The 14,020-nt window shown below is 63.3% G+C and carries 12 protein-coding genes and 1 pseudogene; 1 reads left to right on the plus strand and 12 read right to left on the minus strand.

Annotated elements, in window-relative coordinates; translation table 11 throughout:
* Nucleotides 1-22: 22 nt before the first annotated feature.
* A complete protein-coding gene (locus AC56QX_RS28175) occupies nucleotides 23-955 on the plus strand; it encodes a LysR substrate-binding domain-containing protein (RefSeq protein WP_497111746.1) in 933 nt (310 codons plus the stop codon).
* A gap of 14 nt (nucleotides 956-969) precedes the next feature.
* Here the strand turns inward: AC56QX_RS28175 and AC56QX_RS28180 are convergent, their stop codons facing one another.
* The 12 genes and pseudogenes from AC56QX_RS28180 to rnc all read right to left on the minus strand — a co-directional run bounded on the left by AC56QX_RS28180 (nucleotide 970) and on the right by rnc (nucleotide 14,018).
* Nucleotides 970-1,242: a DUF3303 domain-containing protein gene (locus tag AC56QX_RS28180; protein WP_475451620.1), complete on the minus strand. Its 273-nt coding sequence runs from the start codon at nucleotides 1,240-1,242 to the stop codon at nucleotides 970-972.
* 18 nt (nucleotides 1,243-1,260) lie between these two features.
* Nucleotides 1,261-2,723, minus strand: a pseudogene (locus tag AC56QX_RS28185) (RimK family ATP-grasp domain-containing protein).
* The gene (locus AC56QX_RS28190; protein WP_497111748.1) at nucleotides 2,720-3,826 is read right to left on the minus strand and encodes a peptidase C39 family protein; all 1,107 of its coding nucleotides are present in this window, start codon (nucleotides 3,824-3,826) and stop codon (nucleotides 2,720-2,722) included. Before AC56QX_RS28190 ends, AC56QX_RS28185 begins: the two are co-directional and overlap by 4 nt.
* A 208-nt stretch (nucleotides 3,827-4,034) precedes the next feature.
* A complete protein-coding gene (locus tag AC56QX_RS28195; protein ID WP_497111750.1) occupies nucleotides 4,035-4,826 on the minus strand; it encodes an anti-sigma factor family protein in 792 nt (263 codons plus the stop codon).
* A complete protein-coding gene (locus AC56QX_RS28200; RefSeq protein ID WP_027045295.1) occupies nucleotides 4,823-5,341 on the minus strand; it encodes a sigma-70 family RNA polymerase sigma factor in 519 nt (172 codons plus the stop codon). The genes AC56QX_RS28195 and AC56QX_RS28200 overlap by 4 nt, the downstream gene beginning before the upstream one ends.
* A gap of 174 nt (nucleotides 5,342-5,515) precedes the next feature.
* Nucleotides 5,516-8,260 (minus strand): DUF2339 domain-containing protein, encoded by a 2,745-nt coding sequence (locus AC56QX_RS28205; RefSeq protein WP_497111751.1) that lies wholly within the window; start codon nucleotides 8,258-8,260, stop codon nucleotides 5,516-5,518.
* 83 nt (nucleotides 8,261-8,343) lie between these two features.
* Entirely contained in the window at nucleotides 8,344-8,862 is a 519-nt protein-coding gene (locus AC56QX_RS28210) for a PaaI family thioesterase (RefSeq protein ID WP_497111752.1), read from the minus strand.
* Nucleotides 8,859-9,635, minus strand: a complete 777-nt coding sequence (gene recO / locus AC56QX_RS28215) for a DNA repair protein RecO (protein ID WP_497111753.1) — start codon at nucleotides 9,633-9,635, stop codon at nucleotides 8,859-8,861. Before recO ends, AC56QX_RS28210 begins: the two co-directional genes overlap by 4 nt.
* Nucleotides 9,636-9,763: 128 nt before the next feature.
* Nucleotides 9,764-10,903, minus strand: coding sequence for a porin (locus AC56QX_RS28220; protein ID WP_497111754.1), 1,140 nt, complete (start codon nucleotides 10,901-10,903; stop codon nucleotides 9,764-9,766).
* A 593-nt stretch (nucleotides 10,904-11,496) separates the two neighbouring features.
* Nucleotides 11,497-12,387 (minus strand): aminoglycoside phosphotransferase family protein, encoded by an 891-nt coding sequence (locus AC56QX_RS28225; RefSeq protein ID WP_497111755.1) that lies wholly within the window; start codon nucleotides 12,385-12,387, stop codon nucleotides 11,497-11,499.
* Nucleotides 12,388-13,320: a GTPase Era gene (era, locus tag AC56QX_RS28230; protein WP_497111756.1), complete on the minus strand. Its 933-nt coding sequence runs from the start codon at nucleotides 13,318-13,320 to the stop codon at nucleotides 12,388-12,390. It lies immediately after the preceding gene.
* Nucleotides 13,305-14,018: a ribonuclease III gene (rnc, locus tag AC56QX_RS28235; RefSeq protein WP_497111757.1), complete on the minus strand. Its 714-nt coding sequence runs from the start codon at nucleotides 14,016-14,018 to the stop codon at nucleotides 13,305-13,307. Before rnc ends, era begins: the two co-directional genes overlap by 16 nt.
* Nucleotides 14,019-14,020 lie beyond the last annotated feature (2 nt).

The raw sequence follows: 14,020 nt of genomic DNA on the forward strand, positions 1-14,020 counted from the left end.
TCATCTTATCTATCTGGCAATCATGGTCACATCTCCATCGCTGAAAGGACTTCAGGCTTTCGAGGCTGCGGCGCGCACAGGCAGCTTTGCCGCGGCGGCGGAGGAGCTTTCGGTTTCGGCGGCCGCCATCAGCCAGCTCATCCGCACCGTCGAGGAACAGATGGGCCGCAAGCTGTTTCACCGGGTCAACCGCCGCGTCGTCCTCACCGAGGCCGGCGTGGAAATGCTGCCACGGCTGACCATGGCCTTCCAGGAAATCGGCAGTGTCTCGCGTGAACTGGGCGGCGATGCGTTCCGCCCGCGCCTGGTGGTGTCGGTGCCGCCATCGATGGCCATGGGTTGGCTTTCGCAGCGTCTCGCCGGCTTTGTCGCAACCCACGGCGCCGCCGACATATCGCTGCGGGGTGACGACGACCCGGTGCCGTTCGACCGCGAACTGATCGACATCAGGCTCTCCTACGGTCCGCATTACCGCGAGCACCCGACCGAGGACATTGCCCGGGACGCCGTCTATCCCGTCTGCGCACCAGGGCTTGCCCGTGGGATCAAGGCGGACGGCGATACGCTCGCCGGGCTGGCGCTGATCCACACCGACTGGGGGCCGACCGGTGCGTCATTTCCGTCCTGGCGCAACTGGTTCGAGGCTGCCGGTGTCCAGCCCGGCCGGGCCGCGCAGCGGGGCCTGTCGGCCAATTCGTCGCGCGCGGCCCTCGACCTCGCCATATCGGGACTGGGCGTGGCGTTGGCGCAAGGGATCTATTGTGCCGAGGCGGTGGAAGACGGCAGGCTGGTCCGCCCCGCCGCCCGGGCGATCGCGCTGCGCCAGCCCTATTGCCTGACCATTCCGGAGCGCAGCGGCAGGCGCGATGTCGTGGCGGCGTTCCGCGATTGGCTGATCAAGGAATGCCGGCGATCGGTTGGATCACCGGCGCTGCGTTCCCACGACAGCCTCTGACCGGCAGGCGCCGGTCAGAGATGGCTAGCCAATGCCGCTGTCATGTCCTTGCTCGTTGCCACGGGAACGATCTCGAACTCGACCAGATCGTTCCATTCGATTGCCCATCGTTGCAGCACTGTGACGTCATCGGCCTCAACCAGCAGGAAGCAGCGGCTCATATCAGCCGCGATCCAGCTGTGGTGCACGACAAGCTCATCCGGCTTCAGGCGGCCCCGATCGCGGAAGCGGCGGTAGATCTCCTTGCGGTCGCAGCCGGTGAAGTCCTCGATGACGATGAACTGCATGTTTTCCCCTTGCTTGGATTAGCGCCCCGGGCGGTCGAGCCGCTCCAGGAACCACTGCGTCAGCCGGACCCAGACCTCGTCCTTCTCGCCGGAATCCTCCCAGCCATGGTCGAGATTGGGGTTGTCGTTGACCTCGATGACGAAGACGCCGTCCTTGGTCTCCTTGAGGTCGACGCCATAAAGGCCGTCGCCGATGCAGCGCGCCGCCTTGACCGCGGTCTCGACGACATGGGCCGGCGTCTCCTTCAGCGTGAAGGTCTTGATGCCGCCCTGGTCGGGCTTGCCATTGGCCTTGTGGTTGACGATCTGCCAGTGCTTCTTGGCCATCAGATAGTGCACGGCAAACAGCGGCTGGCCACCGAGCACGCCGACGCGCCAGTCATATTCGGTCGGGATGAATTTCTGGGCGATGAGGAGGTCGGAATCCTCCAGCCATTCGGTGGCAAGCCGCGTCAACTCCTCCAGGTTCTCGCATTTCTTGACGCCGCGCGAGAAGGACGAATCCGGGATCTTCAACACCAGCGGAAAACCCAGCGTTTGCGCCGCGAGCTCAAGATCCGAGGTGCCGGCGATCATCACCGTCGGCGGCACAGGCACCTTGTTGTAGGCCATCAGTTCGTTGAGATAGACCTTGTTGGTGCAACGGATCATCGACAGCGGATCGTCGATGACCGGCATGCCTTCCTGCTGGGCGCGGCGGGCGAAACGATAGGTGTGGTTCGAGATCGAGGTGGTCTCGCGGATGAACAGCGCATCGTAGTTCGCGAGCTTGGCAAGGTCCTTCCTGGTGATGGGCTCGATTTCGACGCCCATCTTTTCGGCGATCTTGGCCCAGTAGCGCAGCGATGAGATTTCCGACGGCGGCAATTCCTCATGCGGATCGACCAGCGTGGCGAAGGTGTAGCGCGCCGGCGTGCGCCCCTTGGTGTCGCGCCACTCGCGGTTGGTGTAGGTCTCCAGGCATTGGATGAAGCTTTTTCTTCGTCCTCGGTCATCCGCGCCAGCGGATGGAAGCCGATCTTGCGGATCGAGGCCCATTCGGCGCTGTCCTTGATGTGGACCTCGAGTGCCGGCGCCCGGAACCAGTCGAACAACAGCTTGGCGAACCGGTCCCACACCTTGGAGGGGCCGATGCCGAAAAAGATGCAGACCTTGGCCGGAAAGGCGCCGCCGAGGTCCTTGCGGCATTTGTTGAGCGCCAGTTCCAGTTCCGGCAGCGCATGCTCATAGAGCTTGCGCTCCGACAGGTCGATCATCGTCTCCACGGTCGGAATGACCTTGTGGCCGCGCGAGCTCGCCAGCAGCGAGGCATAGTAGCCGCGGCTCTGGTAGCCGTAATTGTTCGACAGGTTGATGACCTTCGGCCGCTGGCCACGAAACAGCGACGGATGCGCGAGATAGTCACGATTGGTGATGATCTTGTGCGGTGTCGCCACCTGGTCGAGATCGCTCTGCCGGCCGGTAAGGATGACCCAGGTCATTGTGTGTCGCGCTTCCCCAGAGTGATGGCGGCACGCAGTCCGTCGCGGCCGAACTGCGCCATGTTCATGAAGATGCCGTAGGGCACGGGAATGTTGGCGGCATCAAGGATGGTCTCCTGCCTTTCGTCCTCGACCCAGGGATCATGGATCAGAATATGGTCGCCATCATCGCCGATGGCCAGCACCCAGTGCGGCACCTTCTTGCCGAACATAAGGAAGCCGCTGATCAGCACCAGCACCAGTTTTCCCTCGGCGATCGCGGCTCTGATGTCATCGATGCTGAATGAGCGGTAATTCACCGGGATGCCGTAAAGTTCCGCACGGCGGCGAAAGTCGACCTGGGCCAGTTCCATCACCCGGCGCTTGTCCTCGCTGCGCACCGACTGCAGGAACAATGCGCCGTAGAAGGAAACGAAGATTTCCGCCGCGAGCCCGCTTTCGTACCCCGAGACAGCCAGGCCGAATGGTTCGCAGCCACCTGGTCCAGACATCATGAAGACGGTCGTCGCTTCGCGCCAGAGGCGGATTTCCATCACCGGATCGGGCACGAAGCCTCGATCGAAATTGGCCATGGCCATCATCAGGCAGCATGGGCCGCAGGTGAATTCGCAGGTCTGCTGATAGAACGGCACCCTGGTGGCGATCGGAATGTCGCCGCGCAAGGTTTTCTCATAGCGAAGCGCGGTTGCGCCGTCCTCGTAGTAGCCCGGCTCACGGCCGATCTTGCGGTAGCCGGCCTGCTCGTAGATGCGGATGGCGCGGCCATTGTCCTCGCGCACTTCGAGACGCAGCATCATGCGGTCGTGTTCGAACGCCGCCTCCTCCGCCGACGCGAGCAGCATGCGGCCGACACCCAGCCCGCCAAAAAATGGGCCCGTGGCTATGGAGTAAAGCCGTGCCACCCCACTGCCCTTGCGAAGCAGCACGATCGCATAGCCGGCGACGCGGCCATCGACTTCGGCGACCAGCGTCTGCGCGGTCTCGCGCTCGATGAACAGGCGAAAGGAGCGACGGGAAATGCGATCGCTCGTGAAAACGGCTTTCTCGATGGCGGCGAGATCATCGACGTCAGACGCGCGGGCCGTGCGGATCTCGGCAGGCATGCGACTTGAGACAACCTCGATTGCGTTGCGGAAACGGCCCCGGTCAAAAGCGTCGCAAACACCGGCCGAAGCGCCGGTATTCATCAAGCGCTATCGCTCCTTGATTAGGGCCGAATTGTGACAGTTTCCGCGGCGGCAAGGAAGCGCGCGGGCTTTGAACAGGATCGCTGTTTTGATGGGCCACCGACCGCGACCAATTGCGGCCAACTCAGCTTGCGAGGCCAGCCAGAAGCTGGCCATAGGCACTCTTGGCCACGACCGCCAATTGCTCGCGCGGCAGCGAGCCGACGACGGCGCAGCCATAGCCCTTGTCCAGCCAGTAGACGGCCTGCGGGCCATCCTGCGCCGAAGCATAGGTGCCCTTGGCGTTCTCCGTCGATTCCGCGGTGACAAAGAGGGATATGCGTTCGCCCTTGTCGTCCTCGTAGAGCAGCATGGCGGCCTTGGCTTCGCCGGCCGGCAGCAACCGGCCGCCGACCAGTTGAAAACCGTTCGCGGTCAGATCCGGCGCCACCAGCTTCAGCCCAACCCGGTTGGACAGCCAGGTCTGCAAATGATCCTTGTCGCTGGCCGGCACTTCCACCGCATGCCGCTTCTCGGCGGCGTAGATGACGTGGGCGGCAATCGCCTGCTCGGCGAGCCGATCCTCCGCCAGACCCTCCTGTCCGACGCCGTCAATGCCGGCAAAATAGCCGCCAAATCCGCCCGTGGCCAAGAGCACGGCCGCGGCCGCGGCAAGCCACCAGCGCGAGCGCGGCAGCGCAGCCTTAACGGACGCCTCGCCGAGCACCACCTTGCGCAAGCGCGCGGGAACAGGCTCATCCAGCACGCCGGCAAAGGCTGAGCGCAACGCCTCCCGGTCGGCTGTGAAGCGGGCGCTTCTGGCCTTCATCTCAGGATTGGCATCGAGCCAGGCATCATAGGCGGCACGCTCGTCGGCCGGCAGTTCGCCGTCGAGCGCCATATGGATGTCACGTTCGGAGAAATCGCGGCGGATCATTTCTCGACGATCCTTATCGTGCGGCGACGCGCCGTGTCATCAAGCAACCCGCGCAACTCCTCACGCCCGCGCGCAATGCGCGACATCAGCGTGCCGGCGGGTACGCCCAGAATGTTGGCGGCCTCGGCATAGGAAAAACCTTCGATGGCGACCATGACAAGGGCCGCGCGGCGATCGGGGCTGATCGCCTGCAACGCATCGATGATCTCGCGTGAGGCGATGCCTTCCAACTGCTCGGCCGGCTGGGCAACCGCCTCGCCCGCTTCCAGGGGCAGCATCGCCGCTTCGCCGCGACGGTTCACCTTGCGCATCTGGTCGATGAACAAATGATGCATGATCGTAAACAGCCACCTCCTGGGGCTTTCTCCCGTCTGCCAGTTGTCGAGCCGCATGAGTGCGCGCTCGAGACAGTCCTGAACGAGGTCGTCGGCAGAATCGCGGTCGCGCAAAAGCGAGCGTGCGTAGCGGCGCAAGCGCGGTATTTCGCCAAGGATTGCTGCCTTCTTTTCGTCCATGACCGCTGGTTCTGAGGTCGCCCTTGTTGATCCCGATTGAACGCGCCTTCCCGGCGTGGCGCAAGCAGCCAGCGCGAAGCGGTCCGCCGCTCCGGTCACCCAAGCAATAAGATAACGAGCTCATTGGCCGATTTATTCCCGGCCGGACTGAAATCTTATTGTTCTTGGTTGCCTTTATCCATTTTCCTTCGCCGCCCGCGTCAGCAGCCGCTGATAAAACAGGCCGATACCGATCAAAACCGCGCCCAGGCCGATGAAGGACAGCGCCCTGAGCACACCTTCCAGCTCCGACATGTCGAAGAGGAAGACCTTCAGCACGGCGATCGCGATCAGCGCGGCGGAGGCAATGCGCAACACTTGCGACTTCAGCCAGACGCCGGCTGTGAGCAGCGCCACGCCGATCACCAGCCAGAGCGCCGAATAGGTGTAGGTCTCCAACTGGCCAAGCCCGCTCCACAGGCCGATGAACTCGCCCTTGAACAGACGCCTCACCGACAGCGTGGCATAGGCCAGGGCAAGCACGGCCGCCACGACCGCCAACATCTGCGCATACCATTTCGGCCGCTTGTCGCGGGCATACAGCGCCAGCCCGCCGGCAGCGATGGCCGGCAGGAGATAGGCGAGGAACAACAGGTTGAACACCGGGATCTGGCCGGTCGATTCGTCTGTGAACACCGGGTTCAGCACCACGAAATGCCGGATGACGATGAACGCGACCGAAACCACGCCGGCGGCCATCGAACCATAGCGCAGCACCGAGCTTGGCGAGCGCATGTCGATGGCGACCAGGATGGCGCCGGCGCCGATGGCAATCAGCGTGTAGATCGCCTGCTCGGCGAGCGTCATCGCACCCGTGTCGATGACGCCGCCATGCATGGCGTGACGCACCAGCATGGCAACGGCAAGCAGCGCAAACAGCGCCGCCGCCGCTTCCATGGCGAGGCGCGGCCGGCCATTGGTGGTGCGGGCGAGTTGCCAGGCGGCGAAGCCGAAGGCGAGCGCCGGCACGCCGTACCCCGGCAGCAGCCAGTTGAACACCGGTGTCGTGGAGAGGAATTCAGCGCCAACGATGGTCGGATCGAAGGCGACGCGGCCAAGCACAGCGATCACCGCGCCAACCGCAATCCAGCCAAGCACTGGATAGGAGCGCCAGCGCGTCGCCAGCGCCGGCACGATGGCCGCGGCACCGAGCAGAATGGTGGTCCAGCCGGAGTCGAAAGCCATGTGCAGCATCAAGAGGCCGGCGATCGCCGCGCCGCCCAAGGCAAATGACACCGCCATGCCGCCCTTGAGCGGCGGTTCTTCGGCGCGCGCGATCCACTCGCCGCCGGCGGCGAAGACCACGACCAGCAGGGCCGCGACCGCGGCATAGGCAAGGTCGCGATCGAGATTGCCGTAGGTCAGCCATAGCGCCAGCATAATGACCAGCGGCGCGGCGATGCCCCATGCCGCCCAGCATGCCGCGCGGATCTGCGCGACGGCGGCGAAACGGCGGGCGGCCCAGAAACCCGCGCCGATGAAGACCAGGCCGAGGCCAATGCCGATGCGCAGCGTCAAGGGATTTCCAGCCGCCACCTGCAGGCCGTCAAAGCCTATGTTGCCCTGGGACAAATCGGAGCCGATGGTGGCCGGCGGAATGATGCCGAGATAGATCATCACGCTCACGACCCCGGCGGCATGCAGCAGCGGCACGGCGCGCGGCCGATAGAGTGCGGTGGCGACAAGGGCGACGATGACCAAAGCGCCCGGCAAGGCATCGCCGGCCGCGACAAGCGTGGAGTCGACGGACAGGCCCAGCGCCGAAAACGCAACAAAAACTCCCGGCACGATCGACGGCCAGTCGAAACCCTGATTTGCCGTTTCCTCTTCGCCGCCACGACTGCGCAGCCAGACAAGGGCGAGCATCGCCAGCGTCACCGCGTCGATGAACAGGATGACGGCAAGGTCGGCGCCGGGCGCGTTCGTCATGTAGGCGATGGTCCAGAGACCGGTACCGAAGAAGGCCGCCGCCATCAGGAATTTCCAGTCGCGCATGCGGGCGATCACCGCGGTGGCGGCAAGCACGATGGCGAGATAGACGAACAGCGCCCATGGATTTGGCGCCTGCGAGGACACAAGCGCCGGCGTCGCCATGGCACCGACGAGACCGATACCAGCCAGGGCCAGGCCGTGTATGAGAGCGGCGGCGATCGTCGCCACGCCGATGGCGCCGAGCAGCGTGAAGGCAAGCGCCGGGCCGATGAAGCCGTAAATGCCATGGGCGGCATAGACGGTGCCGAACAGGATGAAGGCACCGGCTGCCGTCAGGATCGCCGGAATGTAGGCGCCGGCAACGCCTTGCACCGGCACCTTGAAGCCGGTGCGGCGAATGAACTCGCCGCCGGCGACCAGAACCAGCCCGAGCACCGCTGCCATGGTGAGCCGCACGCCGGGGCCGAAAATGCCAGCCTCGATGGTGTAGCGGATCAGGAACAGGCCACCCAGCGCCAGCGCGATGCCGCCGACCCAAACCGCCCAGCGCGTGCCGAGCGCCGTCTCGATATCCGGCTTGCCGGGCGCTTTGGCCGGCGGTGTCGGCGCCACGGGTTCCGCTGCCTTCGGCTCGCCCGCAGCCCACGGCCCGGACACAGCCTCGCTGGCCACAACGACCGGCTCAGGCGCCGGCGCTTGCGCGGCGGTGGCCTCGCTCACCGCAGGCGAAGCCATGGCGGCAGCAGCTACAGCTGGAACCACATCGGCGGGTTCGCTGTCCGCCGCGGCCTGCTCGGACGGCTTGACCACCGGCGGCACGGCGCCCGAAAGGACGAGACTGCGCAGCGCGCCAAGCTCGCGTTCGACAAGGCCGATGCGGCTCTGCTGACGCGAAATGATGACGAACAAGGCGATGATGGCGACAAGGCCAATCAGGCTTTCAAACATGGCGGTTCCCCCAAACCAGGCCAGTTTTCACTGACATTTCATCTCACTGACATTCAAATGCGGCGGCTAAACGGCTGAAAAACTCAACGTGGCGCCAGATTGGCGGCTGGAAATATCGAACATGTCTCGGTGCCGAAAGCCAGCAGCTTGCCACCGGCATCCTTCAGCGTCGCTTCCGAAACGGCAAGCGTGCGGCCTTTGTGGACCACCTTGCCTTCGCAGACCACCTCGCCGGTCCTGGGCGTGATCGGCCGCGTGAGATTCACCTTGAACTCCGCCGTCGTGTAGGCCTCGCCCCTTTCGAGCAGCGTCTGCACCGCGCAAGCCAATGCCGAATCGAGCAGCGTCGCCGCCCAGCCGCCATGCACGCCGCCGAGCGGGTTGAGGTGGCGCTCATTCGGCACGCCACGGAACACCGCTCGACCTTCCGATACTTCGGTCAGCGCGAAGCTGAGCTGGAACGAGATCGGCGGTGCCGGGTATTTGCCGTCGATGATTCGCTGCAGCAACTCCAGGCCAGTGTATTTCAGGATGTCGGCGTGCGGAATGGTGCCGAGGCCGAGCGGCGAGACCCGGCCCGGATAAAGCTCGACTTCGCTCATGTGATGATTTCTCTGGCTGCATTTTCTCCGGCAATGGTTTTGCGCGCGGCATAGTGCTTGCGCAGCGCTGCAAGAAAGCCGGCGCGGGCATCGGGCTGTTCGATGGCACGCGGCTCGTAGACGTGGCGGCCAAAGAAGAAGCCGGTCAGCCGGAAGGCATCCTCGACCGCCGCTGGATCGGCGCGCAGGCCGGAGCCGCGCTGCAAAAAGGCCGGCAGCGCCAGCATCTTGTCACGCCAAGGCGCGCCGGCTTCGCGCGACACCGCACGGCCCGACTTCGGCGAGACATAGGCAAGGTCCTGCTTTGTGCCGGTGGCGGCGCATTGGCTGAGATCGAGGCCGAAGCCGAGTTCATCGAGAATCAGAAGCTCGAAGCGCGCCACCAGTTCGCCGGCGGCGTCGGCATCGTCGAGATGGACGATCATCACGGCGAGCGCCTCGTAAAGGCCGCCATGGGCATCGCGCTCGGGTAGCAGGCGCAGATGCGCGGCCATGGTCTGCAGTCCGTAGACGGCGACGGCGCTATCCATCAATCGGGCAGCGTTCATCTCGATCGCCTCGACCTGAAAGGTGCCGAGATGCTCGTCGAGCCGCGCCCGCCACAGAAGATCGACGCGGTTGCTAGGCTGGAGAACGGGTTGCTGCTTGCGCGAGCGGCCGCCACGGACGAGGCCGAGATGACGGCCATGCGCACGTGTCATCACCTCGAGAATGGCGCTGGTTTCGCCATGCTTGCGGGTGCCGAGAATGATTCCCTCGTCGCGCCATTCCATGCCGGAGCTTTTCACCGATCGGGTGGCGAAATCAAGGTATGGGTTTGTAGGCCGGCTCTCGCAACAACGCATAGAAAAACCGCCCGCAGCTATACGCTGCGGGCGGTTCATTGATATCTATCGATCTATTAGAACGAGCGCTGGAAGCGGAGGATGCCGCCGAGGCTGCTCTTCTTGGTAGCCTTGGTCCAGTTGTTGAAGTCGGCGTCGCCGAACTTGCCTGCATTGAGGTAGTCGACTTCAGCCGTGACTGTGAAGCCGGGCACAACGGTGTAGGCAACGTTGGCGGCGATACCGAGATTCTTCCAGTCGTCATAGGAGACCTGGGCATTGAACGCAGTCTTGTCGTTGAACTTGTAGGTGCCGCCGCCCCAGACCGCCCAGTTGCCGCCCCACTGCTTGTAGAAGCCGCGACCTTTGGCGGTGATAGAGTCGTTGAGGTTGCTGTCCGAACCGTAGCCGCCCATGACGAAAAGCGAAAATTCCTTGCTGACATTTACGTCCAAACGAACCTTGCCGGCAACTTCTTCATAGTTGCTGTCATAAGCGACGACGCCGGTGATCGCACCCCAGTCGCCCTTGTACTTCAAGCCACCGACGACATGCGGAACATAGCTATCGATGGAGCCGGTGCCGGCGCCTTCTTCGAGCGAGACGAGTCCCGTCAGCCCGTTGCCTGCGTCGAAATAGTACTGAACGACATTGCTCTCCTGCCCGCCATACGGAACCAGCGTATCCTGGATGACGCTACCAGCATAGCCGATGAACGTATCAAAAGCCGTATCGTCCTTGCCGACGCGCAGACCACCGAGCTGAATCCAGGCGAAACGCAGCGAGATAGGAGTCTTGTTTACAGCCTGCCAATCGGCACCCCCCTTAGAGTAGTCGCCAGACTTGTTGCCGAAATTGATTCGTGTCTCGGTATAGGTCTTCAACGTGCCGAGCTCGGTTTCCTGGCCAGTCCACGTCTTCAGCGTGAAGCGCGTGTTCTTATACCAAGTCGAGTGATCGCCATCGCCCATGCTGTCAGCAACATGGTTGACGCCATCCAACGAGCCGACATCGCCGGCACCAATGTCATAACGGACATAGCCGCCGATGCGCAGGCAGGTTTCGGTGCCGGGGATGTAGAAGTAGCCGGCGCCGTAGACGTCGCAGATCTTGACGTATTCGGCCGGTTCCGGCTCGGCGACAGCGTCCGCGGCGCGAGCGCCGGAGACCGCGATCAGGGCCGCGGCTGAGCCGAGAAGGAGGCTCTTGATGTTCATTTTCTGACCTCTCCAGTCATTAGTTTAAATGGCTTCGGATTTGTGGCTGGCGGATATGTTTTCCCGCCTCACCCCCACAACGAAAAAGGCTCGCACCGCGTCCCCTTTTCGCGGCGAACATACCCATCAATCTTCCGCCTTCAATGACGGTTTTGGAAATAACGGCGATTCCGTAAACAGATTAATGCCGTGTTGCACAAATAACACTTGCATACATAGGAGTTGGCACAATTGGCACAACGTCACATATTCAATATATATTCAGATATTTTCTCGGCTAACTATGCGTTCAGCACGAGATGTTTCCAATTAATAGCCTGAAAATGGCATTTTTTGCTACTTAGAGTTAAAAGTAACCGTTACGTTGCGTGCCACAGATGTGATGCCGGCGACCTCTGTTCCGCGATGACGCAAGGGAATTCCAACACCGCCTGCGAAGTCGGCCAAATCTCGCCAAGGCGGTCGAAACGGGCTGTCGCACGCTCCAGCGCTATCGATTGTGACAGCCACCCGCTCACCGTGAGCCGGCACGGGACCACTTTTCAAGCCCAATGCGACAACGAAGGCGAGCAGAAACAAGGACGATCAAGGAATCACGTCCGGCGCCGGTGATCGGCCAGCACCGCGTCGATGACGCGCCAGGATTTTTCGACTTCAACAGGGTTGTCTATATGACCGGCGGCGGTGATCAGCGCCTTCCACAGCGCCCAGCCACGCCCGCGTGGCCAGGTCGCGTCGTCGACAGCGATGCCGGAGCGGAAAACTTCCCTGCTCTCGTCCTCGAACAGGGTCCAGGCGATCACGAGGTCGCATGAGGAATCGCCGACGCCGGAGGTGCCGAAGTCGATCACGGCGCTCAAGCGGCCGTCCTCGACGAGCAGATTTCCCGAGGCAACATCGCCATGGAACCAGACAGGCGGTCCCTGCCAGGTCGCGGCAAGGGCTGCTTCCCAAACGGCACTCGCCGCACTGGCATCGATACGGCTGCCGAGTGCGGCGATCGCTTGCCTTGTCTCGCCGTCATAGACGGTCAGCGGTCCGCCTCGAAAGAAGTTGTGCTGGCCGGGCGCCGGGCCACCGGTCGGTTCGATGCGTTTCAATGCAGTCAGGAACCCGGCCAGGTCAGCCGCGAATTGCGACAGGTCGGCGATGTTCTCTCGCCTCGCGGTCTCGCCTTCGATCCAGCCATAGACGGACCAATGCCAGGGATAGCCCTCCGCCGGAACGCCCATCGCCAGCGGCACGGGGATGGGCAGCGGCAGAAGCGGCGCCAGCCGCGGCAGCCAGCGATGTTCCTTCTCCACTTGCAGGGAATAGGCGGCAGCGCTTGGCAGCCGCATGGTCATCTCGTCGCCGAGATGAAAGGTCCTGTTGTCCCATCCGCCTGATGCAACCGGCCTGACGGCAAGATCCTTCCACTGGGGGAATTGCGCGGCGACCAACCGGCGGACCAAAGCCGTATCGATGGTGAGCTTGCCGTCCATTTAATGCGGGAATTCGAGACCCATCTCGCGATAGCGCTCGGGGTCGTCGCCCCAGTTCTCACGCACCTTTACGAACAGGAACAGATGCACCTTCTGTTCGAGGATGCCCGCGATTTCCATGCGCGCCGACTGGCCGATGGCGCGGATGGTTTCGCCCTTGTGGCCGAGCACGATCTTCTTCTGGCTGTCGCGCTCGACATAGATGGTCTGGTCGATGCGCACCGAGCCGTCGGGCTTCTCTTCCCATTTCTCGGTCTCGATATGCGAGGAATAGGGCAGTTCCTGATGCAGCCGCAGATACAGTTTTTCGCGCGTGATTTCGGCCGCCAGCTGGCGCATCGGCAGGTCCGAGATCTGGTCTTCCGGATAATACCACGGGCCGGCCGGCAGCGCCTGCGCCAGATAGTCCAGCAAATCCTTGCAGCCGGAGCCGGTCAGCGCCGAGACCATGAAGGTGCGCTTGAACGGCACTTTCTCATTCGCTGCCGCGGATAGGGCCAGAAGCGTCTCGTGCTTGACCCGGTCGACCTTGTTGAGGATCAGCGCCATCGGCTGGCGCACATCCTTCAGCCGTTCGAGGATGGCATCGGCGTCACCCCGGATGCCACGCTCGGCATCGATCAGCAGCAGCACGATATCGGCATCCTTGGCGCCACCCCAGGCGGTGGTGACCATCGCCGTGTCGAGGCGCCGTTTGGGCTTGAAGATCCCCGGCGTGTCGACAAAGACGATCTGCGCATTGTCATGCGTGGCGATGCCGCGCACGATGGCACGCGTCGTCTGCACCTTGTGGGTGACGATCGACACTTTCGCGCCGACGAGTTGGTTCACCAGCGTCGACTTGCCGGCATTGGGCGCGCCGATCAGCGCAACAAAACCGGAGTGCGTGGCGGGGGTTTCAGCAGTTTCAATATCCGTCATGCCGCGTTCCATACACCTTCGCGCAGCAGAAGGGCAGCCGCTGCTGCCTGCTCGGCTTCACGTTTGGAACGGCCACTGCCGGTCGCCGGCTGAAACGCACCAACCTTGACGCTGACGGTGAACAGCGGATCGTGGTCCGGCCCCTCGCGGCTGTCGATCTGGTAGGCAGGCACGGCACTCGCGGCCTGATGCGCCCATTCCTGCAATTCGGTCTTGGCGTCACGGCGTGCCGCACCCGACGCCTGCGAACGCGGCTGCCAGTATTTATGGATGAAGGCGCGTGCCGCTTGCAGTCCACCATCGAGGTAGAGCACGGCGATCAGCGATTCCAAGGCGTCGGCGCGCAGATTGACGCGCTTGCGCCCCTCGAGCCCGCGCACGTCGGATCCGGCGCGGATCAGCTCCGGCAGCCCGATATCCTCGGCAATGTCCGAAAGCGCCTCGGCATTGACCAGCGCATTGAGCCGCAGCGACAACTCGCCTTCCGCAGCGTCGGGAAACGCGGCCAACAGCATGTCGGCAACGACCAGGCCGAGAACCCGGTCGCCGAGAAATTCGAAACGCTCATAGTCGGTGCCGGCATTGGCGCTGCGGGCACTGGCATGGGTCAGCGCACGCTGCAAGCGCTGGCGGTCGGCAAAGGCATGGCCCGTGCGTTCCACAAGCGCTTCGGCGAGCGCATCGGCGGTCAGGCGTTTCGCCGCTGCCATCC

The organism is Mesorhizobium sp. RCAM 06353 (assembly GCF_059683585.1).